This is a genomic window from Azospira sp. MPR-LB4 (assembly GCF_058809525.1).
The window spans coordinates 786,589-812,693 of record NZ_CM179521.1 but is presented as its reverse complement, the minus strand read 5'-3'; the positions used below and the strand labels follow the sequence as shown (position 1 = coordinate 812,693).

Here is a 26,105-nt window from a genome sequence, read left to right as displayed (position 1 = left end):
TTGGCAAATGGGAAATGATGGGTATGGGATGGAGGTTGGAAAATGGGCGCAGCATGGGCCGGCTCACAGGGCTTCGCCGCCGGCTTCCGCCAGCAGCCGTTCCGCCGCCGGCCGGGCATGGCGCCAGAACAGCAGGGGGGTGAGGAAGGTGTCGAGCAGGGTGGAGCTGATGAGGCCGGAGAAGATCACCACCGCCACCGGGTGCAGAATTTCCGTGCCCGGCTCGCCGGCTTCGAAGAGCAGGGGCGCCAGGGCGAAGGCCGCCACCAGGGCGGTCATCAGCACCGGCGTCAGGCGTTCCAGGGAGCCGCGGATGATCATCTCCTTGGTGAAGCCCTCGCCCTCGAAGCGCATCAGGTTGAGGAAGTGGCTGACCTTGAGGATGCCGTTGCGGGTGGCGATGCCGGCCAGGGTGATGAAGCCGATGAGGGCGGCGATGGAGAGGGGCTGGCCCGAGAGCCACAGGCCGATGACGCTGCCTACCAGGGCCAGGGGCACGTTGGCCATGATCAGCCCGGCCAGCAGGCCGGAGCGGTAGCGGCTGTAGAGCACCAGGAAGATCATCAGGGCCGAGACCAGGGAGAGCAGGCCGATGCGCCGGGCCGCCTCCTCCTGGGCCTGGAACTGGCCGCCCAGGGTGACGAAGTAGCCCTGGGGCAGGGGATGGGCCGCCACCACGGCGCGGATGTCCGCTACCACGTCGGAGAGGGCCCGGCCCTGGGCGTTGGCGGAAATCACCAGGCGGCGCCGGCCGTCGTCCCTGGATATCTGGTTGGGGCCGTCCGACTCCTCGATCTGGGCCACCTTGGCCAGGGGCACCCGGCCCGCCGGCGTCTCGATCAGCAGCTGCTCCAGCCCGGTGGTGCCCCGGGCGCTTTCGGGCAGGCGCAGCACCAGGGCGAAGCGGCGGTTGCCCACCACCACCTGGGTGATGCGCTCCCCGTCCACCAGGGACTGCAGGCTGGCCAGCAACTGGGCCGTGGATAGCCCGTACTGGGCCGCCGCCCCCGCATCGATGCGCACCTGGATCTGGGGCGAGAGCACCTGCTTTTCGATCTCCAGGTCGGCCAGGCCGGGGATGGCCTTGAGCCGTTCCTGCAGGGGGCCGGCCTGGGCCCGCAGCACGTCGAGGTCGTCGCCGAAGATCTTGATGGCGATCTGGGCCCGCACCCCGGAGAGCATGTGGTCGATGCGGTGGGAGATGGGCTGGCCCAGGTTGAGGGAGGCCGGCAGCACCGAGAGGCGCTGGCGCAGGTCGGCGAAGACTTCCTCCTTGCTGCGTTTGGAGGGCGTCAGGCGGATGTCCAGTTCGGTCACATGGACCCCTTCGGCGTGCTCGTCCAGCTCGGCCCGGCCGGAGCGGCGGCCCACGTGTTCCACCTCGGGCACCTGGCGCACCAGCTTTTCCGCCTGGCTGGCCATGCGCACCGATTCGGCCAGGGTGGCGCCGGGGTTGAGGCGCAGGGAGAGGATCAGGGCGCCCTCGTTGAAGGGCGGCAGGAAGGTGGTGGGAAAGAAGGGAATGGCCGCCAGGGCCAGCACTACCGCCGCCGCCGTGCCCGCCAGCACCGGCCGGGGCCGGGCCAGGACCCGCTCTAGCAGGGTCTGGTAGCGCGCCTTGAGCCAGCGCACCAGGCGGGTGTCGCCGTCGTGCAGGTGCTTCATCTTCGGCAGCAGGTACCAGGCCAGCACCGGCGTCAGGGTCACCGCCACCGCCAGGGAGGCGAGGATGGAGACGATGTAGGCGGTGCCCAGGGGGGCGAAGAGGCGGCCCTCGATGCCCGGCAGGGCGAACAGGGGCACGAACACCAGGGCGATGATGACCGTGGCGATGACCACCGCCGAGCGCACCTCGACGCTGGCATCCCGCACCAGGGTCAGCAGGCGGGCCGGGCTCAGGGCTTCGTGGCGGGCCCGGGCCAGCTTGAGACGGCGCAGGATGTTCTCCACGTCCACCACCGCATCGTCCACCAGTTCGCCGATGGCGATGGCGATACCGCCCAGGGTCATGGTGTTGATGGAGAGGCCGAAGTACTTGAAGACCAGGGCCGTGGTCAGCACCGAGACGGGGATGGCGGTGAGGGAGATGAAGGTGGTGCGGAAGTTGCCGAGGAAGAGGAACAGCACCGCGGCGACGAAGACCGAGGCGGCCAGCAGCTTCACCTCCAGGTTGTTGATGGAGGCCTCGATGAAGTTGGCCTGGCGGAAGGTCACCCGGGGCGCCGCCAGGCCCGGCGGCAGGGCCTTTTCCATGTCGGCCAGGGCCGCTTCCACGGTGCGCGTCAGGGCCACGGTGTCCGCCGCCGGCTGCTTCTGTACCGACAGGATCACCGCCGGACCGCCGTCGTAGCCCGCGTCGCCGCGCTTGATGGCCGGGGCGAAGGTGACGTTGGCGATCTGCCGCAGCAGGATGGGCTGGCCGTTTCTGGCAGTGACGGCCAGGTTCTGCAGGTCCTCCAGGCGGGAGGTGCGGCCCAGGTGGCGGATCAGGTATTCCCGGCCGTTGAGTTCCAGGAAGCCGCCGGAGGTGTTGGCGGCGTAGCCCTGCAGGGCCGCCTTCAGCTGCTCCAGGGAAATGTCCAGACTGCCCATGAGACGGGTGTCCGGCTGCACCTGGAACTGGCGTACCTCGCCACCGATGGGAATCACCTGGGCCACCCCGGGGATGGACAGCAGCCGGGGCCGCAGCACCCAGTCGGCGTATTCCCGCACCGCCATGGGCGTGGTCTGTGCCGGGTCGATGGGGATGGCGATGAGCAGAATCTCGCCCATGATGGAGGAGACCGGCGCCATGCGCGGCGTCACCGCCGGCGGCAGGGCTCCCTCCAGGGTGGTGAGGCGCTCGGCCACCATCTGCCGGGCCCGGTAGATGTCCGTCTCCCAGTCGAAGCTGAGGTAGAGGATGGACAGGCCGGCGGAAGAGACGGAGCGGATGCCCGCCACCCCGGGCAGGCCGTTCATGGCTGTTTCCAGGGGGAAGGTGACCAGCTGTTCCACCTCCTCCGGGGCCATGCCGCCAGCCTCGCTCATGAGGGTGACGGTGGGGCGGTTGAGGTCGGGGAAGACGTCCACCGGCGTGCGCGACAATTGCAGGCCGCCGAAGACCATCAGGGCGAAGGCCGCGGCCAGCACCAGGAGGCGGTTGGCCAGGCTGTTTTCCAGGAGCCACTTGAACATGCCGGTTCTCCTAGCGCACCTGGTTGAGCAGGGGGGCGCCCTGCACCACCACCCGGTCGCCCGGGGCCAGGCCCTGGGTCACCGCCACCCGGGCCCCGTCCAGGGGCTGGTAGCGGATGGCCCGGGGCTCGAACAGCTCGGGGCTGCGCTTGACCCAGAGGATGGTCTCGTTGCTGGGATTCTTCACCAGGGCCGTGGCCGGCACGGCGGCCGCCTCCAGGGTGCCCTTGAGGCGCACCTGGACCTTCACCGGCTGGCCCAGGGCCAGCCACTGGCCGACGCCGGCGCTGTGGTTGTCGAAGATCACCGGCAGGGCCTGTTCCTTGAGGCGTCGCCCGGCGCCGAGGAATTCCAGGGGAATGACCCGGGGCGCGGCCGGCCCGGCCCCGGCGCCGCCTTCGCTGACGGCGACGCTGGCCGCCTCGATGGCTTCGGCGGCCAGGGGCGTGTAGGCCATGGCCTCGATGTGCAGGCTGTCCGGGTCCACCACCTCGAAGATGATGTCCCGGGCCTCCACGATCTGGCCCGCCATGCCGTTGGCGGCGGCGATGACGCCGGTCACCGGCGCCACCAGGGTGTCCCGGTTGGAGAGGCCGCCGCCCACCGCTGCGATGCGGCCCTTGAGGCTCTTCACCTCACTCTCGGCCGCCTCGATGTCCTTGCGCGGCACCGTGTCGGCCAGTTCCTGCAGCCGGGCCAGGCGCTTTTCCGCCAGGCTGCGGGCGGCCTGCAGCTCGGCCAGCAGGGCGCTCTGGTTGGAACGCTCGATCTGGCCGGCGCTGGGCACCACGTAGGCCAGCACCTGGCCTTTGTGCACCTTCTGGCCGACGCTGGGCAGGCCCGCCGGACCCGGCTCCAGGCGCCCGGCCAGCATGGACTGGACGCGGCCGCCCTTGTGGGGGTCCATGATCACCGTGGCGTTCAGCTCCAGGGTGCGGGGCAGGGGGCCGGGAGTGACCGGCAGGGTGCGGATCTCGATCTGGCGCTGGCTGGCCTTGGGCAGGAAGACGCTGCCGTCGGCCTGGCGCCGGGGCGCATCGCCGGAGACCGGGGCGGCGGCTTCGTCGCCGTGGCCTTCGTGGGCCTGCAGGGGCATGGCCGGCAGGGCCAGGGCGGCGCCCAGGCAGGCGGCGAGGGATGCCCGCAGCAGCAGGCGGGACGGGATTCTACGGGCGCTCATACGGCACCTCCTTGTCGTTGCTGACGGCGGCGCCATGCCAGGCCAAGGCCCAGCAGCAGTGCGGCTGCCAGGGCAAGGCCGGCCAGCAGGGCCGTGGATATTGGGCCGGAGGCCAGGGCATGATCCTCATGCACGTCCAGATCCCCCAGCAGCAGGTCGCTTTCTTCCGCCTGTCCCTCGGCGGCGGGCAGGCTCAGGGTGAAGGTCAGGCTGTGCTCGCCGGCCTGTTGCAGGGCGGGCAGCAGGGCGGCGTCGCCGAGCAGGTAGTCGCCGTGCTCGGGGCGGAAGGCGGCGACGGCGCTCTGGCCACCGCTTTCCACTTCCAGCCGGGCGTTGAGCACCGGGGCGTTGTCGGCGCTGCGGTCCAGCCACAGCACCAGCCCTTCGGGACGCAGCCGGCCCACCAGTTCGAACTGGTCGGAGACGGCCTCCACCCGGGGGCTGGGGGCGGGACTGCCGGCAGGGGCGGCGGGGCCGTCGGCCCGGGCCGGGGCGGCCAGGGCGAGGCAGAGGAGCAGGGGGGAGATGAGTCGCAACATGGCTTTACTCCGGCAGCAGGCCCAGGGCCTGGCGCAGTTGGGAAAGGGCGGCGGCCGCCTGGATGCGGGAGCGCACCGCCTGGCGCTCGGCCTCGAAGGCTTCCAGCTCGATGCGCAGGCGGGTGGGCAGGTCGGCTTCGCCGAGGCGGAAGGCCTTGTCGTAGAAGCCCCGGTTTTCCGCCGCCAGCCGGGCCCGGGTTTCTGCCGCCGCCAGTTGCAGGCGGGCCGCATCGAGCTGGGCCCGGGCGGTCTCGCCTTCCTGGGCCAGGCGCTGCCGTTCCAGGCGCAGCTGGGTTTCGGCCTCGATCAGGTCGGCGTTGGCTTCGGCGATGCGGGCCTGGTTGCGCGGGGTCGAAGAGAAGGGCAGGCGCAGGGCCAGGGCCCAGGTCTGGTCCGTCATCTCGCCGGCGGCGCTGCGGTCGCGGCGGGTGGAAATGGCAATTTCCGGATTGGCCCGGGTCTGGCGGGAGGCCAGTTCCAGGGCCCGGCGGGAAACGGCGCTGCGCTGGGCCAGGTCCTGCAGCAAGGGGTGGCCGATAGCTGTAGCGGCGCCTTCGGCGTCGGCGCCATCCTCGTCGGCGAGGCCCGCAGGCAGGGCGTTGGCAGCAGGCTCCGGTTCCGTCTGCGGGGGGCCGTCGGCCGGCTTGGGAGGTTGGCCGGTGAGGCTTTGCAGGCGACGGGCAGCAGCCAGGGCGGCCACCCGGCTTTCGGCCAGGGCCGCCTGGGCGGCGGCCTGGGCGCCCTGGGCCTGGTTGAGGTCGGCCCGGGAAAGGTCGCCGGCCTTCATCCGCCGTTCCACATCAGAAGCGAGACGGGCGGCGTTGTCGGCCCGGGCCTGGGCCACCTGCTGGTCCTGGCCGGCCTGCTGCCAGGCCCACCAGGCGCTGCGCAGTTCGGCGGCCAGTTGCAGGCGGGCGGCCAGGGTGCGGGCGTCCAGGGCTTCCTTGCGGGCATCGGCCAGGGCCCGGGTGCCGTCCTTCTCGCCGGGCAGCCAGAGGGGCAGGGCGATGCCCGTTTCCACTTCCCGGGCGCCCCGGTCCCGGTTGTAGCGGTCGGTGCGGGTGGACAGGTCCAGGCTCGGCGGCTGGGCCAAAAGGGAGTCAGCGGCTTCCTGCTGGGCCCGGGCGGCGTCCTGCCGTTGGGGCAGGGCGGCAGCCAGGGGCTGGCGCTCCCAGGCGGCGGCAAAGGCCCGGGCCAGGGGCGTTGCCGGGGCGACGGAAGGCTCTGCGGCCCGGGCAGGGGACAGGAATCCCTGGCCGAGGCCCAGGCTCAGGGCGAGCAGGGCCGGCAGCAGGCGGGCGCGATGGCGGACGGGGTGCCCCGGATGGGGGGCGGTTGCGGTCTTCCGCATGGTTTTCTCCGGTGAGGCAGGGAAAAACCGGCGGTACTCCGCGGTGAGGTCACGGGCGCAGGCGGCGCGGCGCCTTTCAGGGCGTCGGCAGCATGGGCTGGCTCAACGGGAATTTCCGCCGGACTTCAGGCGGAGAAGGAGCGGGGGGGACGTTCCAGGCCCAGGGGAATGGGCGAGAGATAGCGGGCGGCGATGGCCGGGGGGCGCACGTCCTGGCCGGCAGCGGCCGGCAGGGTGGTGTCGGCGGTGAGACCGATGAGGTGGCCGAAAACGTGACCGGCGCAGTAGTGGTGATGGCCCGGCTGGCCCTGGCCGTCGTCGCCGGCGGCGTGGTGCTGGGGGGCGCAGTCCTGGTCGTGGTGGGTGTGCTGCAGGCTGTCGTGGGCACCCTGGTCGCCGTGGTGGTGCTCGGCCACGGCGGCATGGTCGTGGGGCGCGGCCGCACTCACCATTTCCCAGCCGAAGGTCGGCGTCAGGAAACCGGCCAGCATCACGGCCAGGAGGCCGCGGGCGATGGCAGTGGTGAGGAGGGCGGTGAGTCGCATGGGTCGCATTCTAGGCGCCGGAAGCGGTTTTGACCATGGAGATGGATCAAAAACGGGATCAAAAACGGCGGATGTCCCCCGGGGGCATCCGCCTGGCGCCGCTTCGGATCAGCGGTAGTTGGCCCGGTCGAAGAGGATCTGGGCCTTGGCCCGGTACATGGCCAGGGAACCCACGGGCAGGGCGTCGGCCTTGAACTTGCCGAGACTTTCCAGAGCCGGGTTGCCGACCTTGACGCTGGCCACCACCGGCCATTCGTTGTTGCCGTCGGCGAAGTAGCGCTGGGCTTCGTCGGAGGCCAGGTACTCGAGGAACTTCACGGCGGCGGCCTTGTGCGGTGCGTTCTTCAGCATGCCGGCGCCGGAGACGTTGATGTGGGTGCCGCTGGTCTTCTGGTTGGGCCAGACGACGCCGACCTTTTCCATGACCTTCTTGTCCTCGGCCTTGTCGGAGCGCAGCAGGCGGGCCACGTAGTAGGTGTTGGAGACGGTGACGCCGCATTCGCCGGCGGCCACGGCCTTGATCTGGTCGGTGTCGCCGCCCTTGGGGGCGCGGGCGAAGTTGGCCACCACGCCCTTGGCCCAGGCTTCAGCCTTGGCCTCGCCCTGGTTGGCGATGATGGAGGCCATCAGGGACAGGTTGTAGGGGTGGGAGCCGGAGCGGGTGCACACCTGGCCCTTGAGCTTGGGGTTGGCCAGGTCGTCGTAGTTCTGCACGTCCTCGGCCTTCACGGCGCTCTTGTTATAGACGATGACCCGGGCCCGGGTGGAGAAGGAGAACCAGTCGTCGGTGCGCAGATTGGCCGGGATGCGGGATTCCAGGACCTTGGACTTGACCGGGGCAAACAGGCCCAGTTCGTGGGCCAGGGCCAGGCGGGAGGCGTCCACCGTCAGCAGCACGTCGGCGGGGCTGTTGGCGCCTTCGTTCTTGATGCGCTCCAGCAGTTCCTCTTCCTTGCCTTCGATGCGGTTGATCTTGATGCCGGTCTGCTTGCTGAAATTCTCGTAGAGCTTTTCGTCGGTCTGGTAATGGCGGGCGGAATAGAGGTTCAGCACGTTTTCCTCGGCGGCCTGCAGATTGAGGGACAGGGCTGCGGCCAGGGCGCCGGCGAGAAGGGGGAGACGCAGGGTCATGGAGAACTCCAGCACGGGTTGGTCAGGTAAGTGTCAGATTCTAGTCAGGCTTGAGTTTTGTGTAAATGAGAATATTTCTTGTGCTGTAACCGGTGGTCGCGACAGCGGTGGCCGGGGCGCGGGCAACAAAAAAGCCGGCATCGGCCGGCTTTGTCGGGGAGGTGGTGGTGCTGTGTTACTGCTGTTCGGTGACGCGGCGGGCGCCGTTGTAGCGGGCCACCCAGTAGCTCTGGCGCATGTCCTCGACCCGCACTTCGCCGCCGGGGCGGGGGGAATGGACGAACTGGTTGTTGCCGAGGTAGATGCCGACGTGGGAGAAGGCGCGGCGCATGGTGTTGAAGAACACCAGGTCGCCCGGCTTGAGGTCGTTGCTGGCGACCTGCTCGCCCACCTGGCTCATTTCCTTGGCGGTACGGGGCAGGTTGAGGCCCAGGGAGTCCTGGAAGACGTAACGCACGAAGCCGCTGCAGTCCAGGCCGGAATCCGGCGTGTTGCCGCCGCGAACGTAACGCACGCCAACGAACTCCAGGCCCTTGATGATCAGGTCCTGGACGCCGCTGGTGTAGCGTTTGAAAAAGGTGGGTTCCTCCCCGCGGGGCTCCATCCTGAATTCATCCGCCGTGGCGGTGCCGGTGTTGGCCAGAACCCCGATGAACAGGGCCAGGAGGGAAGCTGCGAGCTGTTTTTTATTCAGCATGGGGCCGGACTTTATTGGAAAATCAGCCAGTTGTAAACCTAAGGTCATATACGTACAAAGCTTCTGTCACATTCGGTGGCCGGGGGTAAAGCCGCTTTTACACCGGCCTCGCCGCCGGGGCGCGGCGCCGTGGTTATAATCCCGGGACCCCGGTGGGCTGCGCAGGCCTTGCCTGGCGGTGCCGCCCCTGCGCCCGCGCCGTCCCCTGCTTGCCCCGGACCCCATGAGCCAACAGGAAAGATCATGACCGAAGCACCCCATCCCAGAATCTTGATCGTGGACGATTCCCGCATGGTGCGGGCTTCCATCATCAAGCACCTGAAAGGGCACTACGAGATCCGGGAAGAGGGCGACGGGGAGGCCGCCTGGCAGACCCTGGTGCTGGACCACGACATCCAGGCCGTCATTTCCGACCTGTCCATGCCGGTGATGGACGGCTTCGACCTGCTGGCCCGCATCCGGGATTCCAAGGTCAGCCGCCTGCGCCAGCTGCCGGTGATCATGATCTCCGGCGAGGAGGACGAGGAGTCCCGGGACAAGGCCCTGGCCCTGGGGGCCAACGATTTCATCACCAAGGGCATCGGCACCGCCGAGCTGCTGGCCCGGGTCGATTCCCTGGTGCGCCTGGGCCAGGCGGAGCAGGCGCTGCACAGCCACCAGGACCAGCAGTTGCGCCATCCCCACAGCGGCCTGTTCACCCGGGCCTATCTGGAAGCCCAGGCCGAACAGGCCCTCTCCCTGGCCGGGCGGCAGCAGGCTCCCGCCAGCGTGCTGGTGCTGGGCTTCGATTCCCTGGAACGCTATACCGCCCAGTACGGCGGCGCCCTGGTGGACAAGCTGCAGGAACGCTTCGCCAAGCTTTTGGCCGGCAACATCCGCAAGGAAGACAGCCTGGGCCACTATTCCGACACCACCTTCGCCATCGTCTCCCCCGGCACCCCGGGGGCGGCCAGCGAGGCCTTCGCCAACCGCCTGCGCCATGCGGTGGAAACTTCCAACATCGCCGTGCACGGCCAGCGTCTGCCCCTCACCATCAGCATCGGCATCGCCAGCTTCCCCCTGGACGGGGCGCCCAGCGCCACCAGCCTGCTGGCCATGGCCGAGGCGAGGCGGGCGGCGGCGGCCGCTGCCGGCGGCAACCGGGCCGTGGCGCCGGCGCCTGCCGTCGAACCGGCGGCGGTGCGCGGCGGCGCCGCGGTCAGCGTCGACCAGGCCCTGGCCATGCTGGCCGCCGGGCAGGACGAGGAATTGCGGCCCCAGGCGGCGGCTTTGGCCAAGGCCTTGATGCCCCTCCTTAGCTTTCTTAATTATGAATTACAATACGGGCCTTCCGCAGACGTACCGGAGTCCAAATTCCAGGCGTCGGGGGAACCCCAGGGCAACCGCAATCCGGGTGGGGATGCGCCCTAGGTGAAAATAGAACAGGACGAGATCAGCCTCGAATCCACCCCATAAAAAATAATCAGCAAACCAAAGTAGTGCAGGACGCAAACGCTAGAGGGAGTTTTATGACCAGCTACAAAGAGTTTCATCGTCGTTCCATCGAACAACCGGATGCCTTCTGGAGCGAGCAGGCCCAACTGATCGACTGGCACAAGCCTTTCGACCAGGTCTGCGATTACTCCCGTCCTCCGTTTGCCAAGTGGTTCGTCGGCGGCCAGACCAACCTGTGCTACAACGCCGTTGATCGCCACGCCAAGACCCGCCCCAACGACAATGCCCTGATTTTCATCTCCACCGAAACCGACGTGGAGAAGGTCTACTCCTTCGCCGAGTTGCAGCGCGAAGTCGAGCGCATGGCCGCCATCTACCAGAGCCTGGGCGTCAAGAAGGGCGACCGCGTCCTGATCTACATGCCCATGATTGCCGAAGCCTGCTTCGCCATCCTGGCCTGTGCCCGTATCGGCGCCATCCACTCCGTGGTCTTCGGCGGCTTCGCCTCCGGCTCCCTGGCCACCCGCATCGACGATGCCAAGCCGGTGCTGATCGTCTCCTCCGACGCCGGCATGCGCGGCGGCAAGGCCGTGCCCTACAAGCACCTGCTGGACGACGCCATCAACCAGGCCGAGCACAAGCCCGGCAAGGTGCTGATGGTGGACCGGGGCCTGGACAAGGCCTTCAACAAGGTCGAAGGCCGGGACGTGGATTACGCCGCCCTGCGCGCCCAGTTCATGGACGCCCAGGTGCCCGTGACCTGGGTGGAGTCCTCCGACCCCTCCTACATCCTGTACACCTCCGGCACCACCGGCAAGCCCAAGGGCGTGCAGCGTGACACCGGCGGCTACGCCGTGGCCCTGGCTTCCTCCATCAAGCACATCTACTGCGGCAAGCCCGGCGAGACCTTCTTCTCCACCTCCGACATCGGCTGGGTGGTGGGCCACTCCTACATCATCTACGGCCCCCTGATCGGCGGCATGGCCACCATCATGTACGAAGGCACCCCGATCCGTCCGGATGCCGGCATCTGGTGGCAGATCGTCGAGAAGTACAAGGTCAATGTGATGTTCTCCGCCCCCACCGCTGCCCGGGTGCTGAAGAAGCACGACCCCGCCTTCCTGCACAAGTACGACCTCTCCAGCCTGAAGCACCTGTTCCTGGCCGGCGAGCCCCTGGACCAGCCGACCCACGAATGGATCATGGGCGAGCTGAAGCTGCCGGTGATCGACAACTACTGGCAGACCGAAACCGGCTGGCCCATGCTGTCCACCGTGCGCGGCGTCGAAGACACCAAGATCAAGTACGGCACCCCGTCCTTCCCGGTCTATGGCTACGACGTGCGCATCTTCCGCGAAGACGGTTCCGAGTGCGACGCCAACGAGAAGGGCATCCTGGGCGTGGTGCCGCCCCTGCCGCCCGGCTGCCTGACCACCGTGTGGGGCGACGACGAGCGTTTCGTGAACACCTACTTCAGCCTGTTCAAGGAACCGCTGGTTTATTCCTCCTACGACTGGGCCATCAAGGATGACGAGGGTTACCACTTCATCCTGGGCCGTACCGACGACGTCATCAACGTCGCCGGCCACCGCCTCGGCACCCGGGAAATCGAGGAAGCCGTGCAGGGTCACCCCGCCGTGGCCGAAGTGGCCGTGGTCGGTGTGAACGACGCCCTCAAGGGCCAGCTGCCGGTGGCCTTCGCCGTGGTCAAGGACGCCTCCAAGATCGCCACCCCCGAACTGGTGGCGGCCCTGGAGAAGGAAGTGATGAAGCGGGTGGACGAGACCCTGGGCGCCATCGCCCGTCCCGGCCGCGTGTACTTCATCTCCGGCCTGCCCAAGACCCGTTCCGGCAAGCTGCTGCGCCGTTCCATCCAGGCCCTGGCCGAAGGCCGGGATCCGGGCGACCTCACCACCATCGAGGACCCCACCGCCCTGGAGCAGATCAAGGCCGCCCTCAGCGCCTGATCCCGCCGGCCTCCGGCAAAAAGCCCGCTGCATCGCTGCAGCGGGCTTTTTTTTGGACATTCGCCGCCGGCATCAGGCCGACGTCAGGCAGGAAGGGCCCAGATGGCCACGTTCCGCAGCGGCCTGCCGGCCGGTTGCGGCAGGGGCTCCCCCTCGGGGCGGCAAACGGCTACACTGTCTGCCAAACGTCATAGGCGGCAGGCCGGCGCGGTGCCGGCGGCCCCTTCCTGGGGAGGAAAACAAGCGATGTCCACGTCCTGGCTCGCCACCAATCTGGTGGCTACCTTTCTGTTGCCGCCGGGCAACGGTCTGGGGCTCCTGCTGCTGGCCTTCCTCTTCCGACAGCGACGCCCCCAGCTCGCCATAAGCCTGGGACTGACGGGGGGATTGCTGCTGCTGGTGCTGTCCCTGCCGGTGGTGGGCCGTGCCCTGGTGCAGCGCCTGGAGGCGCCGCCGGTGGTGCCGGAGCAGGTGCAGGAAAAGGCCAAGGGAGCCGGCGCCATCGTCGTCCTCGGCGGCGGCCGCTACCGGGAAGCGCCGGAATACGGCGGCGATACGGTGGGCAACGAGACCCTGGTCCGCCTGCGCTACGCCGGGCAGCTGCAGCGCCAGACCGGCCTGCCGCTGCTGGTCACCGGCGGCACGCCGGACGGCGGCGAGGTGAGCGAGGCCGAGGCCATGGCCCGGGTGCTGCGGGACGAATTCAAGGTGCCGGTGCGCTGGGTCGAAGGCGAGTCGGACAACACCCGGGAGAATGCCCTGAAGACGGCGGCCCTGCTCAAGGAGGCCGGCGTGTCCCGGGTCCTGCTGGTCAGCCACGCCTGGCACCTGCCCCGGGCGGCCCTGGCCTTCAGCCGGGCGGGCCTGGAAGTGGTGCCCATGCCGACCCTGTTCCAGCGCGGCGTGCCCACGGCCCTGGACTACCTGCCCCAGGCCGACGGCCTGCGCGCCTCGCGCACCGCCCTGCACGAATGGCTGGGGCGTTTCTGGTACTGGCTGCGGGGCTGAGCCGGCCCCTTTTCAGGCGGCCCGGGGCAGCCGGGCCGCAGCCGGCGCGCCCAGCACCTGGGCGAGAAAATCCAGCGCTTCGCCGCTGACCCGGCGCCGCTCGTTGTCCAGGGTGATGATGTGGTAGCTGTCGTCCAGCACCACCTTACGCCGGCGCTCGGCGCTGATGCGGCGGTATACCTGCTCCGGGCTGCGCAGGCTGGCCACGTCGTCTTCCCGGGAGTGGATCACCAGGGTGGGGCTGACCACCTGGGGCAACTCCTTCTTGATGCTGCCGATCAGGCGCTGGGCCTGGTAGATGCCGTTGAGGGGCAGCTCCGAGGCGCCGGCGGCGGAGACTTCCCTTTCCCGCATGTCCCGTTCCACCCGGGCCCGCACCCGGGGATTCTTCAGGCCGAAGGGGGCCCGTTCCCGATAGGTGTAGATGTGGCGCAGGGGCGTGTAGTAGCTCAGGGGCAGGAGGAAGCTGTACCAGGGAATGCCCCAGCCGTCGTAGTAAAGGGTGGTGGCCAGGGCGAGCACCGCCGCCACCTGCAGGCCCCGCTGGGCCGCCAGGTGCAGGGCCAGGTCGGCGCCGATGCACAGGCCGCCGACAACCACGTGGCGATGCTGCTGCCGCAGTTCGTCGAAGACCGTTTCCACTTGGGCGTACCAGTCCTCCCAGGGGCTGCGGGCGAAGCGGCGGTCCAGCACGTCTTCGGCGCACACCGTATAGCCCTGCAAATGGGGAATGGCGACGCGGTAGCCGGCCTTTTCCAGCTCCTTGCCGAGGGGGGACATTTCGTTGGGGTTGCTGTAGAGGCCGTGCAGCAGCAGGACGGCGGCGTCGTCGCCGGGGGGAAGCGGGTGGGGCAAGTCACTCTCCTAGCCGTTGATCGGCTTATGGCGCGCCATGCTAGTCCCCGGGACTGACCCACCTCTGACCCTCCGCTGACCGGGGGCTGACCCTGCCGCCGGCGCCATCCCAGGCGCCAGCCGCGTTGCCGCTACGACTCCTTGCGGCGCCGATCGCCGGCGCTGCGACCGTCACGCGCCCATTGGCCCGTCCCTCGCTTCAGCTCTCGCTGCCGCTCACCGCCTGCCAGTAGGCCCGGTGCCGGGCGACGCTCTTCGACCGTTCGACCACCGCCTCGACCAGCCAGGGGCCGCCCGTGGCAACGGCCTCGGCGATGGCTGCCTGGAACTCGGCGCGGGATGCGGCCCGGCGGTAAGGCACCCCGTAGGCCGCCGCCCCATGGGCCAGGACGAGGGGCACCGGGGTCAGCCAGCCCGTCTCGTATTCGGGCAGGGCCCGGGCCGGCAGATACTCGAAAATGCCGCCGCCGCCGTTGTTCACCACCACCAGCAGGCAATCCAGCTCCCGCGCCGCGGCCAGGGCATTGAGGTCGTGGTGGGCCGCCAGGTCGCCGAGGAGGGCGGCACTGTAACGGCCTTCGGCGCTGCCTGCCGCCGCCAGGCCCAGGGCCGTGGACAGCTGGCCGTCGATGCCGCTGCAGCCCCGGTTGCCGTGCTCCTCCAGGGGTTTGGCGGAGAGGCCGGAAAAGGAATCGCCGTCCCGCACCGCCATGGAATTGCCCCAGAAGAGGCTGCTCTCCGCCGGCAGGGCCGCCAGCAGGTCGGCCACCACGGCCCCTTCCCACAGATCGTCGCCGGCCGCGTCGAGGGCGGCCCGGGCCAGGTCCCCGGCCCCCTGCTCGGCGGCGCGCCAGGCCTGCATCCAGGCCGGCGGCGCCTTGGCCGCCACAGCCTGGGCCAGGGCCGCCAGGGTGGCGGCGGTGTCGCCCCGCAGCAGCAGGCTGGTACCCCGTTCCGGGTCGGGCCAGCGGCCTTCGCCTTCCAGCAGCAGCAGTTCGGTGCCCTGGTCCAGGCACTGGCTGAGCCAGGTCTGCAGGGAGCGGCTCACCTGGGCGTCGCCGCAGCGCAGGATCCAGGCCGGGGCCTGGGCGGCGGCAAAGGCGGCATCCCGCACCAGGGCTTCGCCGTGGGCGAGGAAATGATGGCTGTCGGGGCGGCTGTCGGCCTCAAGCCCGGCGGTATCGTGGCGCAGGCCGGAAAGGGGTTCGGCCAGCACCGGGCAATCCAGGGCCCGGGCCAGGGCGGCCACGGCCCGGGCGTAGTCGGGGCCGGCGCTGCCCGGCGGCAGGGCGCCGGCCAGGATCAGCCCGGGGCGCCCGGAGAGACGGGCCGCAGCCTGGGCCACGGCGTGGGGCGCCGGCAGCACCAGGGGCGGCGGCGCCTCCGGCGGATGGACCGGGCCCAGGTCCGGGCTGGCCGCCAGCTTGGCGGCGGGCGGCAGCAGAGGCTCGCGGAAGGGCAGATTGACATGCACCGGCCCCGGGCAGGGCCAGCGGCATTCGGCCAGGAGCCGGGCCGCCAGGGTATGCACCTGGCGCGGCAGGAAACCTTCCTCCGGCGTCGCCAGGGCGTGGGCGGCGCGCACGAAACCGGTGAACAGGCCGGCCTGTGCCACCGTCTGGTTGGCACCCCAGCCGTGCAGTTCCGCCGGCCGGTCGGTGGAGAGCAGCAGCAGCGGCACCCGGCCGGCGTCGGCCTCGATCACGGCGGGCAGCCAGTGGGCCGGGGCGGAGCCGGAGGTGCACACCAGGGCCACCGGCAGTTCCGTGGCCTTGGCCAGACCCAGGGCGAAGAAGGCGGCGGAGCGCTCGTCCACCAGTACGTGGCAGCGCACGCCCGCCTGCCGCAGGAAGGCCAGGGTCAGGGGGGTGGAGCGGGCGCCGGGGGAAATGACGACGTGGGCCAGCCCGGCGCCGGCCAAGGCGGCGGCGAAGTGGCGGGACCAGAGATAGTTGGTGGTGCCGGTGGCGTTCATGGGCGAAGGACCGTGAGGTTAGGCGCCGCGGCGGCTGGCGGCGGCAGGGGCTGGGGCCGAGGGTGCCAGGGCCTCCAGCATGGTGGCGAGCTTGGCCTCGGTTTCGGCCAGTTCCTGTTCCGCGGCGGAGCCGGCGACGATGCCGGCGCCGGCCTGGAGTTCGGCCCGGTTGCCGCGCAGGTCGGCGCAGCGCAGGGGCACGGCCAGGGTGCCGTTGCCGGCGGCGTCGATCCAGCCCAGGCCGCCGCTGTACCACAGGGGCCGCTCCTCGCCGTGGGCCTGCAGCCATTCCCGGGCCGGGGCCGCCGGCCAGCCGCCGACGGCGGGGGTGGGATGAAGCCTGGCGGCCAGGTCGAAAAGGCCGACTCCGGGCGCCGGACGGCCGTGGAAGGGGGTGCGCAGATGGCTGAGGCCGGCGTGGCGCCTGCCGCCGGGCAGCTGCAGCACTTCCGCCGGGGCGGCCTGCAGTTCGGCGCAGAGGGGGGCCAGGGTGTGGCGGATGGCCTCGGCCACCCAGCCGTGTTCCCGTTGGTTCTTGTCCGAGGTCAGGGGGGCGTCGGCCCGGCCCCAGCCGGTGCCGGCCAGGGCTTCGGTGTGCAGCTGGCCGTCCTGCAGGGTAAGGAGCCGCTCCGGTGTGGCGCCGAGGAAGGTGCCGGCCCGGTGGCCGACGGCGAAGACGCTGCTGTCGGCCTGCTGGGCCGCCAGGGCGGCGAAGACGGCGGCCGCTTCCAGGGGGCTGTCGGCCTCGAAGGTGACGCGGCGGGAGAGGACCACCTTGTCCAGCTCGCCCCGGGCGATGGCGGCCAGGGCGGCCCGGGTGCGGGCGACGAAGGCCTGCTCGGGCAGGGGTGCCGGTGGCCGTTGCAGGTGGAGCGCGGCCAGCGGCGCAGGTTGGGACAGCAGGGTCCGTTCCAGCGTTTGCCACAGGGCCTCCCAGCCGGCCATGGCCTGGGCGGCGCCATGGCCGGGGCAGGTGAGGACCAGGGTCTGGCGACCGGCCCGGCGCCTCAGCAGCAGGGCGGGGACCCGCAGGCGGGCGTTCGGCAGGGGGCTGTCGCCGCTGGCGTCGTAAAAGGCAAAGCCCAGGTGGGCCAGGGGCGCCTGGAGGTCGCCGCTGCCATTACTGCTTTGCGACATGGTGGCAATCTGCCAGCGGGCCGCCAGGCCCTGCCAGGCGCCGTTGAGGGCGGTGAAGCGGCCCGGCCCGGCGCTTTCCACGGTGCAGGCGGCACCCAGGGCCAGCCAGGCGTCGTCCGGCCGCTGCCAGGCCAGGCTGTCGGGGGCTGCGATGTAAGGCAGGGGGCCGGCCATGGGCAACGGGGGCGCCGGCAGGCACAGGCTGAGGAGGTCCGTGGGGCGGGCCTGGGCGGCCAGAGCCGCCAGTTCCCCGGCCAGGCCAGGATAGCGCTGGCTGAGGCTGGCGCTGTCGGCGGCGGGGTGGGCCTGGGGGCGGCTCATGGCGCATCCCCTGGGGCCAGCAGCCCGTCCTGGGCCAGTTGTTGGGCCAGCTGCCGCAGGGCCGGGCGTTGCAGCTTGCCCATGGGGTTGCGCGGCAGGTTGGCGACCCGCTGGATCAGCCGGGGCCGGCGCGGCGAGGGCAGGCGTTCGGCGCACCAGCGGTGCAGGCCGGCGTCGTCCATGGCGGCGGAGTCGCCCACCACCAGGGCCAGCAGCCGGTCGCCCCACACCGGGTCGGGCAGGGCCGTCACCGCCGCGTCGCGCACGCCGGGGCAGGCCAGCAGCACCGCCTCCACCTCGGCCGGATGCACATTGACGCCGCCGCTGACCAGCATGTCGTCGGCCCGGCCCAGCAGGGTCAGGCTGCCATCCGCCTCCAGGCGGGCCAGGTCGCCGCTGAGCAGGGCGCCGTCCGTCAGGCCCCGGCCCGGCTCCAGCTCTGGATTGAGATAGCCCCACATCACCTGGGGCCCGGCCAGGCGCAGCCGTCCTTGCGGATCCAGCTCGACACGGCAGCCGGCCAGGGGCGCGCCGACCCGGCCCTCCTGCCAGGCATCGGGGGGCGGATGGACCCAGGTCGCCACCTGGGCGGCGCATTCGGAAAGGCCGTAGCTGACGCAGAGGGGCCAGCCGGCAGCCGTGGCGCGGCGGAAGACGGGGGCGGAAAGGGCGGCGCCGCCGATCAGCACGTAGCGCAGATTACCCGGGGAAACGCCGGCCTCCAGCAGCCGGTCGAGCATGGCCGGCACCAGGGACAGGTGGGTGATGTTCCCTGCGGCCAGGGCCGCGGCCACCGCCTCCACCGTGAAGCGGTCCAGCACCCGGGCCGTGGCGCCACTGCGGGCGCAGCGGGCGAGGATGGAGACGCCGCCGATGTGATGCAGGGGCAGGCAGGCCAGCCAGGTGTCGCCCGGGCCCAGGGGCAGGCGCTCGGCCGAGGCATCCGCCGCCGCCGCCAGGTTGGCGTGGCTCAGCACCACGCCCTTGGGCTCGCCCTCGCTGCCGCTGGTGGCGATGACCAGGGCCGGCTGGGCAGCCGCGGGCAGCGGTGGCAAGGGATTGGTAGCCGTCGCCGCAATCGCTGCGGCCGACGGCAGGGCCTCCAGCAGACGGCCCCGGGGGCCGGCCAGGGCCAGCAGGGCGGCGCGGCGTTGCGGCGAAGTGGTCGGGTCCAGGGGAAAGAGGGTGATGCCGGCCCGGGCGCAGGCGAAAAACAGCCGGGCCAGGTCCGGAGCGGGCAGGGGAACGAGGAGGATGGTGCCGGGAGCAGCGCCCCAGGCAAGGAGCGCAGCGGCCAATGCCCTGCAATCCGCCACCAATGCCCCACGCCGCCAGGCACCGTCGGAGGTGACCAGCTGGAGCGGATCTTCGGACAGGGGACCGAGCCAGTCCAGGGGCTCGTGGGGATCAATGAAAGGCGCAGGGTTCATCAGCGCCTGATTATACGCAGGGCCGGCGGGGGGCTACACGATGTGGGTCAAATCTGGGAACGGGCCAGGCGCTTCCTGTATTCCCGCTGCAAGTTCAGCCACATAGCAGGGGAGGTTGAAAAATAGCCAGCCAGCTTGGCGGCACTGTTGCTGGTAATGGAGCTGTTGCCACTGACGATTTTGCTGACGAGGGATGCCGAGAGCCCTGTTCTTCTTGCCAATTCAGCGCGTGAAAGACCTGAGGGCTTCATGAACTCTTCGAGGAGTATTTCGCCCGGGGAGATTTCGTCAAGCAAATGCCCATTGCCTGCAGGCCCGGACGGTGCTTGATTGCGTTGCGTAGGTTGTCCAGATTTTTCCATTGGCTGTTCACTCCCCAATAGCCGGTATTCGTTCAGGGGGGAATTTATCAGTCTGTACTGCAGGATGCACAGTTCAGAATGGACAAAGAGAACGTCGGAAGCAACTGAGGTGGATAGGGGGAGCCGCAATCGGTGGAGCGCGGGGGCGGTAGTGATTGGGCCTAGCGGCTCCTGATCTCGATGCGGCCGTTGCGGATGGCGTCGATGAAGCGGTCCGCATTGGCGTCGCCCGGGCGGCGGCGCTTGTAGTCTTCCAGGTACTTGAGGGCGCCGTCCTGGTCCTTGAGGCTGAGGTGAGCCATGCCCAGGGTGAAGGCGGCATCCGCGATGCCGGCGGCCAGGGACTTTTCCAGGTAGGGGAGGGCTTCCCGGGGTTTGCCGGCGCCGGCCAGGAAAGTCCCGTACAGGTAGTTGCCCCGGGGATGGGCCGGCTCCAGCTGCAGCAGGCGCTGGAACAGGGCGTTGGCCTTGTCGGCGGCGCCGGGAATCTCCAGGTTGTGGCCCATGCCGTTCAGGTGGGCGGCGCGGAGCAGCAGGTCGGGATTGGGGTTGGGCACATTGACCAGGGTGTCGAGCATGCCGGAAATGACCTTGATGTCCTGGGTGGCCCGTTGCCGGTCCTGGGGCGTGTCGAACTGGGGCGGGTAGTTTTTGGCGTGGGCGGCCAGGTCGTTCAGCATCTGGTCCAGATAGGCGCCGTCGAAGCCGTATTTCTTGCCCGAGGGGGTTTCCGTCACCGTCAGCAGGCGTTTGGGATCGTAGGTTCCGTATTCCCGGGCATGGGCGGCGGTGCCCAGGAGCAGGGCGAGGGCGGCAAGGGCGATCAGGTGCAGATGGCGCATGGATGGTGGCTCCTGGGGACTCCGGGTCGGTCCCGGAGGATGGCAGGAATGCAGCATATTTGCCATTGGCATGAATGTCGAGGGCCGGGACGCAACTGCCGGCGGTCGCCGCGGCGGGCGGGCGCCTCAGGCCGGCGTGGCGAAGGGCTGGAAACCGAGGCCGGGGCCGGCGGGCAGGGTCAGGTAGCCGGCGGCGACGGGGGGCGGGGCGCCCAGGTCCGTCGCCAGCCATTCGGCGGTGGCCAGGCCGTGGGCCAGATCGCCGCCGAGGGCGGCGGCCAGATGGGCGGCGGCGAGGAGGCCGCAGGCGGATTCCAGGCTGCTGGTGACGATGCAGTCGCCGCCGGCGGCGGCGAAGCGCTGGGCCAGGGCGACCGCGGGGAGGAAGCCGCCGAGGCGGGGCAGCTTGAGGATGAGGCGGCGCACGGTGCCGTCGAAGAGGGCGGCCTGGGGCAGGTCGGCCAGGGATTCGTCCAGGGCCAGGGGGAAGGCGGCCCGGACTTGCAGGGCGGCCCAGGCCGGGGCGCTGGGCTGGGCCAGGGGTTCTTCCAGGGCGTCGATGGGCAGGCCGGCCAGGGCGTCGAGCCAGGATCGGGCATCGCCTTCCTGCCAGGCCCGGTTGGCGTCCAGGCGCAGGGTGCTGCCGGCGGGCAGGCGTCGGCACAGGGCCTGGACCAGGGGTATCTCCTGGGAGGCAGGCGCCAGGCCGATCTTCAGCTTGAGTACCTGGAAGCCGGCTTCCAGTGCGGATTCCAGGGTATCTGCCGTATGCGGGCCGAGGCTGCCCAGGCTGGCGTTGACCCGCACCCGCTGGCGGCAGTCGCAGCCCCGGATGCTGGCGTTGAGGGAGCGGCCGTTGCGCCGGGCCAGCAGGTCGAGCAGGGCGCTTTCGACCCCGGCCCGGGCGGCGGGGGTGTCGAAGCTGGCGGCGTCGTTGAGGGCTTCCAGGGCGGCGGCCGCCTCCAGCCTCCTGAAGCGTTGCTGCCATTGGACCAGGGCGGCGGCCGCGGCGGCGGGAGGTTCCGTACCGATGCCGGGCAGGGGGGCGCAGTCGCCGTAGCCATAGCCGCCGTCTTCATCTTCCAGGCGCACCAGCCAGCCTTCCCTCTGGTCGAGGCCGCCGGCGGCGCTGCGCCATTGCTGGCGGAAGGGCAGGCGGTAGGGCACGAAGGTGAAGGCGCGCAGGGTCATGGGCGGAGTGTAGCGGGTTGCTCCGGCTGCCGGGAGGGGCTGGCGGGGCGGATGAGTGCGGATGCGGTGCGCTTAAGGCGGGCTTAAGGATCGGGCTTTAGGCTGCAGGCATCATCCTGTTGTGGAGTGTTCCATGGAAACCGTGACCTACCGCCGCCAGCGGGTGTTCGACCCCCTGCTGCGCCTCTTGCACTGGTTCAACGCCCTGGCCATCGTGCTGCTGTTCGCCACCGAACTGGGGGCCGAGGCCCTGGAGAAGGGGGCGGTGCGGGAGGCGGTGTGGCACGGCCACGTACTGCTCGGCTACGGCCTCATCGCCGGCCTGGGGCTGCGTCTGCTGTGGGGCCTGGTGGGGCCGCAACGGGCCCGCTGGAGCGACTTTTTCCACGTCTCCGTGTGGTTGCGCCGCCAGAAGGCCGATGCCGGCGCCTTCGGCCACGATGCCTGGGCCAGCCTGGCCTACCTGGGGCTTTACGCGGTGTTGATCGGCATGGGCGCCACCGGGCTGGTGGCTGCTGCCGGCTACTTCCAGCTGGGGCCCCTGGCCGATGGCGGCATTACCAAGGAGCTGGCCCACGGCTTCAAGGAAGTGCATGAGCTGGGCGCCAATCTGGTGTGGGCCTTCATCGCCGTGCATATCGGCGCCCTGATCTGGCACGAGCGTCGCGGCGCGCCCATGGCCCAGTCCATGGTCAGCGGCTACCAGTACCGGGTGGCGGACGAGTCGCAATAGGTGCAATCCGCGGTATGAAAAAAGGGACCCGGAGGTCCCTTTTTTTACGGCCGCTTGCGGTATTTGCCGAAGTCCGGCGGGCGCCGTTCGAGCCAGGCGTCGCGCCCTTCCTGGCCTTCCTCGGTCATGTAGAAGAGGCCGGTGGCATTGCCCGCCAGTTCCTGGATGCCGGCCAGGCCGTCGGTATCGGCGTTGAAACCGGCTTTCAGCATGCGCAGAGCCATGGGCGAGAGGCGCAGCATTTCCTGGCACCAGGCCACGGTTTCCTCCTCCAGCTTTTCCACCGGCACCACCGTGTTCACCAGGCCCCAGTCCAGGGCCTGGGCGGCGTCGTACTGGCGGCAGAGGAACCAGATTTCCTTGGCCCGCTTCATGCCGATGGTGCGGGCCATGAGGCCGGCGCCGAGACCCGCGTCGAAGCTGCCGACCCGGGGGCCGGTCTGGCCGAAGCGGGCGTTTTCGGCGGCGATGGAAAGATCGCACACCAGATGCAGCACGTGGCCGCCGCCGATGGCATAGCCGGCCACCATGGCCACCACGGGCTTGGGCAGGCGGCGGATCTGCATCTGCAGGTCGAGCACGTTGAGGTGGGGAGTGCCGCTTTCGTCGTGGTAGCCGCCGTCGTCGCCGCGCACCTTCTGGTCGCCGCCGGCGCAGAAGGCGTCGGGCCCTTCGCCGGTGAGGATGATGGCGCCCACGGCGTTGTCCCGGTGGGCCAGGTGGAAGGCGTCGATGAGCTGCATCACCGTTTCCGGGCGGAAGGCGTTGCGCCGCTCGGGCCGGTTGATGGTGATCTTGGCGATGCCATCACAGGTTTCGTAACGGATGTCGGAGTAGTCGGCCTGGGCAACCCAGGGCAGGGCGGGTCGGATCATGGCGTCTGGCGCGGGGATGGGGAAAGAAGGCGCCAGTATAACGGCCCGGGCGGCGCGGCGATTTGATCTGGCATCGCCCGGGTGGCAGGCCTTCAGCCCATGAGGAATTCCGGCCCCTGCTGCATGAGCTGGCCGGCCCGGCCCGGTACTTCGCCCCGGGTCACCTGGCAACGGGGCAGCATGTCCCGGTCCAGGGCGTCCACCATCTGGCGGCAGGCCACCAGTTCGTAGCCCTGTTCCTTCCAGCCGGCCAGGAGACGCTCGAACTCGGGCAGCAGCTTCATGCCTTCCAGTTCGGCGTGCAGGGTGAATACGTGGCCGTTGTCGGGTGCGTCGTGGGTCAGGGCCAGCAGGCGGTCGGCATAGGTTTCGGCGGTGATGCCGTCCCGGCCCACCATTTCTTCCGCCGTCGGCAGGGTGGTGGGCAGCTGGGGGCAATTGACCAGCTCGCCCTCGATCACCGGCAGGTAGGGGCCGGTGCCCCGGGTGTCGCTGGCGTAGGCCAGGCCCAGCCGCTGGGTCAGGCGCAGGGCGTGGCGGGTGGTCTGCCAGCCGCTGGCGGCGCCGGCGGCGGGGCGCTGGCCGAGAATGTCCTCGTAGCGCTTGGCGGCCTTGGCCATTTCCACTTCCACCCATTCGTTGTCGGCCTGGGCCAGCTTCTTCTGCCACATCACCCGGTCCCAGCTCTGGATGCCGGTCTCGAAGCCGGCCTCATGCACGGCCCGCAGGATGTGGGCAGCGCGGCGGCCGATCTCGGGAGCGGGAATCCAGGCGCCGTAGAGCAGGCTGGTGAAGCCGTAGCGCTCCAGGCGGGAGAAGGTCTTCTGCCCGGCCGGCGTGGTGCGGGGCGGCACGTAGCCCGTGTTGTCCTTGCCCAGGGAGAAGAAGAAGGTGGCCTGGGCGCCGTGCTTCTGCAGGGCTTCCACCAGGCGGGGCACGCCGACGCGGGCGCCGCGCAGGGTGTCGACATTGATCTTGAGGGCGAGTTTGGGCTGGGACATGGGGCGATTTCGGGTCTGACTGGAGAGGCCGTCGCGGCCGGAATAGGATTGGCGCCGTCTTGCGCAGCGGCCGGGGGGAGATTGTAGTTTCATTCCGGCCGTTTGCGGTGGCCGTGTGGACGGAAAAGCGCAGGAACAACGTCGAAAATGGCATCCGCCAATGAAAAAACGCGCTCCGGCGTTGGGTCCGGAGCGCGTTGAAAGTACAGCTGTCCGTCTTGGAGGAGAGGACAGCCTCAATTGTAAGGATATCTACTGACGCCTTTCTGACGGACTTCAGGCGGAGCGGGTGATGACGTACACGCCGAGGACGATGCAGCCGATGCCGAGGAGCTTCTGGGCGCTGAGGGCTTCGCCGAACCAGTGCCAGGCGATGAAGGCATTGATGACGTAGCCGATGGAGAGCATGGGGTAGGCGATGGAGACGGGCACCCGGGAGAGGGCCATGATCCACACCACCAGGCTGACGCCGTAGGCCACCATGCCGGAGAGGATGAAGGGGTTGAAGGCTAGCTTGAGGCCGATGGGCAGGACGTTGTCCAGGTGGAAGTCGAAGTGGCCCACGGCGTTGGTGCCGGCCTTGAGCAGCAGTTGCCCGGCGGCGTTGAGGATGACGCCGGCCAGGATCAGGGAAAAGCTGATGGCGTTCATGCCCCTCAGCCCTGCAGCAGGGCGCAACCGACGCTGCGGCCTTCCGCCACCAGGATGTTGTAGGTGCGGCAGGCGGCCTGGGTGTTCATCACCTCCAGGCCGACGCCGGCCCGCATCAGGCCCTGCAGCAACTGGGGATGGGGAAAGCGCTGCTTGGCGCCGGTGCCGAGGATCATGATTTCCATCTTCAGCTCGGCGAGGAAGTCGAAATCGGCCTGGGTCAGGCTGTCGAAAGTGGCGTCGGTCCAGTCCTGGATCAGGCGCCGGGGCAGCAGCACCAGATTGCCCTGGTGGTTCTTACCGTTGATGGCCACGTAGTCGTCACCGTAGCCGGTGAAGGAATAATGGCCGTCTGTACTGTCTCTGTGGAGCTTCATGGTCGGCTGCGGTGCACAAACGGGGTAAGAAAGGGTAGGATTATAGCCTTTTTACGCGCCCGTCCGGACCGTCCGGCCGCTGGTGCCGACTGCCGGAATTCCCCTGCGCCCATGAAAGACTTTCCCCGCATCAAGCGTCTGCCGCCCTATGTGTTCAACATCACCGGCGAGCTGAAGATGGCTGCCCGCCGTCGGGGCGAGGACATCATCGACATGTCCATGGGCAACCCGGACGGCGCCACGCCGAAACACATCGTGGACAAGATGGTGGATGCCACCCAGCGCGGCGACACCCACGGCTACTCCGTCTCCAAGGGCATTCCCCGGCTGCGCAAGGCCATCTGCGACTGGTACCTGCGCCGCTACAACGTGGAATTCGACCCGGACAGCGAGGCGGTGGTCACCATCGGCTCCAAGGAAGGCCTGGCCCACCTCATGCTGGCCACCCTGGACCGGGGCGACACGGTGCTGGTGCCTAATCCCAGCTATCCCATCCACATCTACGGCGCCATCATCGCCGGGGCCAACACCCGCTCCGTGCGCATGACCGATGATGTGGATTTCTTCGAAGAGTTGCAGCGGGCCATCCGGGAATGCACGCCCAAGCCCAAGATGATGATCCTGGGCTTCCCCAGCAATCCCACGGCGCGCTGCGTCGAGCTCGACTTCTTCGAGCGGGTGGTGGCCCTGGCCAAGGAACACGACATCCTGGTGGTGCATGACCTGGCCTACGCCGACATCGTCTTCGACGGCTACCGGGCCCCCTCCATCATGGAAGTGCCCGGCGCCCGGGACGTGGCGGTGGAATTCTTCACCATGTCCAAGAGCTACAACATGGCCGGCTGGCGCGTCGGCTACATGGTCGGCAACAAGGAGCTGTGCGCCGCCCTGGCCCGCATCAAGAGCTACCACGACTACGGCACCTTCACGCCGATCCAGGTGGCCTCGGTGATCGCCCTGGACGGCCCCCAGGACTGTGTGGAAGAAGTGCGCCAGACCTACGAACTGCGCCGCAACGTGCTGGCCAAGGGGCTGCACGAGGCGGGCTGGATGGTGGAGGTGCCCAAGGCCTCCATGTATATCTGGGCCAAAATCCCCGAGCCCTATGCCCACCTGGGCTCCCTGGAATTCGCCAAGAAGCTGCTGGCGGAGGCCAAGGTGGCGGTCTCCCCGGGCATCGGCTTCGGCGATTACGGCGACGACCACGTGCGTTTCGCCCTGATCGAGAACGAGGCCCGTACCCGCCAGGCGATCCGCGGCATCAAGGACATGTTCCGCAAGGACGGCCTGCTCAAGTAAGCCGGCCGCCAGACAAAACCGAATTGA

General features: G+C 69.5%; 23 protein-coding genes. 5 read left to right on the top strand and 18 right to left on the bottom strand.

Going from position 1 to position 26,105, the window contains the following annotated elements; translation table 11 throughout:
- Positions 1 to 63: 63 nt before the first annotated feature.
- From AC3QLZ_RS03660 to AC3QLZ_RS03630, 7 genes are all read right to left on the bottom strand, one after another.
- A complete protein-coding gene (locus AC3QLZ_RS03660; RefSeq protein WP_492783357.1) occupies positions 64 to 3,177 on the bottom strand; it encodes an efflux RND transporter permease subunit in 3,114 nt (1,037 codons plus the stop codon).
- Between the two features lie 10 nt (positions 3,178 to 3,187).
- Positions 3,188 to 4,357 (bottom strand): efflux RND transporter periplasmic adaptor subunit, encoded by a 1,170-nt coding sequence (locus AC3QLZ_RS03655; protein ID WP_492783356.1) that lies wholly within the window; start codon positions 4,355 to 4,357, stop codon positions 3,188 to 3,190.
- Positions 4,354 to 4,896, bottom strand: coding sequence for a hypothetical protein (locus AC3QLZ_RS03650; RefSeq protein WP_205229802.1), 543 nt, complete (start codon positions 4,894 to 4,896; stop codon positions 4,354 to 4,356). The genes AC3QLZ_RS03655 and AC3QLZ_RS03650 overlap by 4 nt, the downstream gene beginning before the upstream one ends.
- Before the next feature lie 4 nt (positions 4,897 to 4,900).
- On the bottom strand, positions 4,901 to 6,247 hold the full coding sequence (locus AC3QLZ_RS03645; protein ID WP_416244214.1) for a TolC family protein: 1,347 nt from the start codon (positions 6,245 to 6,247) through the stop codon (positions 4,901 to 4,903).
- A gap of 125 nt (positions 6,248 to 6,372) precedes the next feature.
- Entirely contained in the window at positions 6,373 to 6,792 is a 420-nt protein-coding gene (locus tag AC3QLZ_RS03640) for a hypothetical protein (RefSeq protein ID WP_416244215.1), read from the bottom strand.
- 108 nt (positions 6,793 to 6,900) lie between these two features.
- Positions 6,901 to 7,923, bottom strand: a complete 1,023-nt coding sequence (locus AC3QLZ_RS03635; protein ID WP_014237944.1) for a Fe(3+) ABC transporter substrate-binding protein — start codon at positions 7,921 to 7,923, stop codon at positions 6,901 to 6,903.
- A gap of 175 nt (positions 7,924 to 8,098) precedes the next feature.
- The gene (locus tag AC3QLZ_RS03630) at positions 8,099 to 8,620 is read right to left on the bottom strand and encodes a C40 family peptidase (protein ID WP_014237943.1); all 522 of its coding nucleotides are present in this window, start codon (positions 8,618 to 8,620) and stop codon (positions 8,099 to 8,101) included.
- A 243-nt stretch (positions 8,621 to 8,863) separates the two neighbouring features.
- Here AC3QLZ_RS03630 and AC3QLZ_RS03625 point away from each other — a divergent pair, with 243 nt between their 5' ends.
- From AC3QLZ_RS03625 to AC3QLZ_RS03615, 3 genes are all read left to right on the top strand, one after another.
- Positions 8,864 to 10,030, top strand: coding sequence for a response regulator (locus AC3QLZ_RS03625; protein ID WP_130458679.1), 1,167 nt, complete (start codon positions 8,864 to 8,866; stop codon positions 10,028 to 10,030).
- 98 nt (positions 10,031 to 10,128) lie between these two features.
- Positions 10,129 to 12,021, top strand: coding sequence for a propionate--CoA ligase (locus AC3QLZ_RS03620; protein WP_014237941.1), 1,893 nt, complete (start codon positions 10,129 to 10,131; stop codon positions 12,019 to 12,021).
- A 246-nt stretch (positions 12,022 to 12,267) separates the two neighbouring features.
- Positions 12,268 to 13,029 (top strand): YdcF family protein, encoded by a 762-nt coding sequence (locus AC3QLZ_RS03615; RefSeq protein ID WP_416244216.1) that lies wholly within the window; start codon positions 12,268 to 12,270, stop codon positions 13,027 to 13,029.
- Between the two features lie 12 nt (positions 13,030 to 13,041).
- Here AC3QLZ_RS03615 and AC3QLZ_RS03610 read toward each other — a convergent pair whose 3' ends face one another.
- The 7 genes from AC3QLZ_RS03610 to menC all read right to left on the bottom strand — a co-directional run bounded on the left by AC3QLZ_RS03610 (position 13,042) and on the right by menC (position 21,142).
- The gene (locus AC3QLZ_RS03610; RefSeq protein WP_416244217.1) at positions 13,042 to 13,884 is read right to left on the bottom strand and encodes an alpha/beta hydrolase; all 843 of its coding nucleotides are present in this window, start codon (positions 13,882 to 13,884) and stop codon (positions 13,042 to 13,044) included.
- Between the two features lie 199 nt (positions 13,885 to 14,083).
- Complete coding sequence (gene menD / locus AC3QLZ_RS03605; RefSeq protein WP_492783355.1) at positions 14,084 to 15,859, bottom strand: 2-succinyl-5-enolpyruvyl-6-hydroxy-3-cyclohexene-1-carboxylic-acid synthase; 1,776 nt, start codon at positions 15,857 to 15,859, stop codon at positions 14,084 to 14,086.
- Between the two features lie 18 nt (positions 15,860 to 15,877).
- A complete protein-coding gene (locus AC3QLZ_RS03600; RefSeq protein WP_492783354.1) occupies positions 15,878 to 17,317 on the bottom strand; it encodes an isochorismate synthase in 1,440 nt (479 codons plus the stop codon).
- On the bottom strand, positions 17,314 to 18,747 hold the full coding sequence (locus tag AC3QLZ_RS03595) for a class I adenylate-forming enzyme family protein (protein ID WP_287875727.1): 1,434 nt from the start codon (positions 18,745 to 18,747) through the stop codon (positions 17,314 to 17,316). The genes AC3QLZ_RS03600 and AC3QLZ_RS03595 overlap by 4 nt, the downstream gene beginning before the upstream one ends.
- 47 nt (positions 18,748 to 18,794) lie before the next feature.
- A complete protein-coding gene (locus tag AC3QLZ_RS03590) occupies positions 18,795 to 19,109 on the bottom strand; it encodes a HigA family addiction module antitoxin (protein WP_014237935.1) in 315 nt (104 codons plus the stop codon).
- Positions 19,110 to 19,270: 161 nt separating this feature from the next.
- Complete coding sequence (locus AC3QLZ_RS03585; protein WP_287875723.1) at positions 19,271 to 19,951, bottom strand: hypothetical protein; 681 nt, start codon at positions 19,949 to 19,951, stop codon at positions 19,271 to 19,273.
- A 126-nt stretch (positions 19,952 to 20,077) separates the two neighbouring features.
- Positions 20,078 to 21,142 (bottom strand): o-succinylbenzoate synthase, encoded by a 1,065-nt coding sequence (menC, locus tag AC3QLZ_RS03580; RefSeq protein WP_492783353.1) that lies wholly within the window; start codon positions 21,140 to 21,142, stop codon positions 20,078 to 20,080.
- Positions 21,143 to 21,275: 133 nt separating this feature from the next.
- On the opposite strand from menC, the gene AC3QLZ_RS03575 reads away from it, so the two are divergent.
- Entirely contained in the window at positions 21,276 to 21,875 is a 600-nt protein-coding gene (locus tag AC3QLZ_RS03575; protein WP_492783352.1) for a cytochrome b/b6 domain-containing protein, read from the top strand.
- Positions 21,876 to 21,919: 44 nt separating this feature from the next.
- Here AC3QLZ_RS03575 and menB read toward each other — a convergent pair whose 3' ends face one another.
- The 4 genes from menB to AC3QLZ_RS03555 form a co-directional block, all read right to left on the bottom strand.
- Positions 21,920 to 22,750 (bottom strand): 1,4-dihydroxy-2-naphthoyl-CoA synthase, encoded by an 831-nt coding sequence (gene menB / locus AC3QLZ_RS03570; protein ID WP_492783351.1) that lies wholly within the window; start codon positions 22,748 to 22,750, stop codon positions 21,920 to 21,922.
- 92 nt (positions 22,751 to 22,842) lie between these two features.
- Positions 22,843 to 23,751: a polysaccharide deacetylase family protein gene (locus AC3QLZ_RS03565; RefSeq protein WP_014237928.1), complete on the bottom strand. Its 909-nt coding sequence runs from the start codon at positions 23,749 to 23,751 to the stop codon at positions 22,843 to 22,845.
- Positions 23,752 to 24,027: 276 nt separating this feature from the next.
- Entirely contained in the window at positions 24,028 to 24,402 is a 375-nt protein-coding gene (locus AC3QLZ_RS03560; RefSeq protein WP_014237927.1) for an SMR family transporter, read from the bottom strand.
- 5 nt (positions 24,403 to 24,407) lie between these two features.
- On the bottom strand, positions 24,408 to 24,779 hold the full coding sequence (locus AC3QLZ_RS03555) for an Mth938-like domain-containing protein (protein WP_130458666.1): 372 nt from the start codon (positions 24,777 to 24,779) through the stop codon (positions 24,408 to 24,410).
- A gap of 111 nt (positions 24,780 to 24,890) precedes the next feature.
- Between AC3QLZ_RS03555 and alaC the strand changes: the two genes are divergently transcribed.
- Positions 24,891 to 26,078 carry an alanine transaminase gene (gene alaC / locus AC3QLZ_RS03550; RefSeq protein ID WP_014237925.1) on the top strand — a complete coding sequence of 396 codons (1,188 nt, stop codon included), beginning with the start codon at positions 24,891 to 24,893 and terminating at the stop codon, positions 26,076 to 26,078.
- Positions 26,079 to 26,105: the final 27 nt, after the last annotated feature.

Bases quoted from the DNA above. Each gene is read 5' to 3' on its own strand.
- menB (WP_492783351.1), bottom strand. From the start codon at position 22,750: ATGATCCGACCCGCCCTGCCCTGGGTTGCCCAGGCCGACTACTCCGAC.
- AC3QLZ_RS03635 (WP_014237944.1), bottom strand. From the start codon at position 7,923: ATGACCCTGCGTCTCCCCCTTCTCGCCGGCGCCCTGGCCGCAGCCCTG.
- AC3QLZ_RS03630 (WP_014237943.1), bottom strand. From the start codon at position 8,620: ATGCTGAATAAAAAACAGCTCGCAGCTTCCCTCCTGGCCCTGTTCATC.
- AC3QLZ_RS03645 (WP_416244214.1), bottom strand. From the start codon at position 6,247: ATGCGGAAGACCGCAACCGCCCCCCATCCGGGGCACCCCGTCCGCCAT.
- AC3QLZ_RS03655 (WP_492783356.1), bottom strand. From the start codon at position 4,357: ATGAGCGCCCGTAGAATCCCGTCCCGCCTGCTGCTGCGGGCATCCCTC.
- AC3QLZ_RS03650 (WP_205229802.1), bottom strand. From the start codon at position 4,896: ATGTTGCGACTCATCTCCCCCCTGCTCCTCTGCCTCGCCCTGGCCGCC.
- AC3QLZ_RS03595 (WP_287875727.1), bottom strand. From the start codon at position 18,747: ATGAACCCTGCGCCTTTCATTGATCCCCACGAGCCCCTGGACTGGCTC.
- AC3QLZ_RS03620 (WP_014237941.1), top strand. From the start codon at position 10,129: ATGACCAGCTACAAAGAGTTTCATCGTCGTTCCATCGAACAACCGGAT.
- menC (WP_492783353.1), bottom strand. From the start codon at position 21,142: ATGACCCTGCGCGCCTTCACCTTCGTGCCCTACCGCCTGCCCTTCCGC.
- AC3QLZ_RS03660 (WP_492783357.1), bottom strand. From the start codon at position 3,177: ATGTTCAAGTGGCTCCTGGAAAACAGCCTGGCCAACCGCCTCCTGGTG.
- AC3QLZ_RS03625 (WP_130458679.1), top strand. From the start codon at position 8,864: ATGACCGAAGCACCCCATCCCAGAATCTTGATCGTGGACGATTCCCGC.
- AC3QLZ_RS03585 (WP_287875723.1), bottom strand. From the start codon at position 19,951: ATGCGCCATCTGCACCTGATCGCCCTTGCCGCCCTCGCCCTGCTCCTG.
- AC3QLZ_RS03590 (WP_014237935.1), bottom strand. From the start codon at position 19,109: ATGGAAAAATCTGGACAACCTACGCAACGCAATCAAGCACCGTCCGGG.
- AC3QLZ_RS03615 (WP_416244216.1), top strand. From the start codon at position 12,268: ATGTCCACGTCCTGGCTCGCCACCAATCTGGTGGCTACCTTTCTGTTG.
- AC3QLZ_RS03565 (WP_014237928.1), bottom strand. From the start codon at position 23,751: ATGTCCCAGCCCAAACTCGCCCTCAAGATCAATGTCGACACCCTGCGC.
- AC3QLZ_RS03575 (WP_492783352.1), top strand. From the start codon at position 21,276: ATGGAAACCGTGACCTACCGCCGCCAGCGGGTGTTCGACCCCCTGCTG.
- AC3QLZ_RS03640 (WP_416244215.1), bottom strand. From the start codon at position 6,792: ATGCGACTCACCGCCCTCCTCACCACTGCCATCGCCCGCGGCCTCCTG.
- AC3QLZ_RS03600 (WP_492783354.1), bottom strand. From the start codon at position 17,317: ATGAGCCGCCCCCAGGCCCACCCCGCCGCCGACAGCGCCAGCCTCAGC.
- AC3QLZ_RS03555 (WP_130458666.1), bottom strand. From the start codon at position 24,779: ATGAAGCTCCACAGAGACAGTACAGACGGCCATTATTCCTTCACCGGC.
- alaC (WP_014237925.1), top strand. From the start codon at position 24,891: ATGAAAGACTTTCCCCGCATCAAGCGTCTGCCGCCCTATGTGTTCAAC.
- AC3QLZ_RS03560 (WP_014237927.1), bottom strand. From the start codon at position 24,402: ATGAACGCCATCAGCTTTTCCCTGATCCTGGCCGGCGTCATCCTCAAC.
- menD (WP_492783355.1), bottom strand. From the start codon at position 15,859: ATGAACGCCACCGGCACCACCAACTATCTCTGGTCCCGCCACTTCGCC.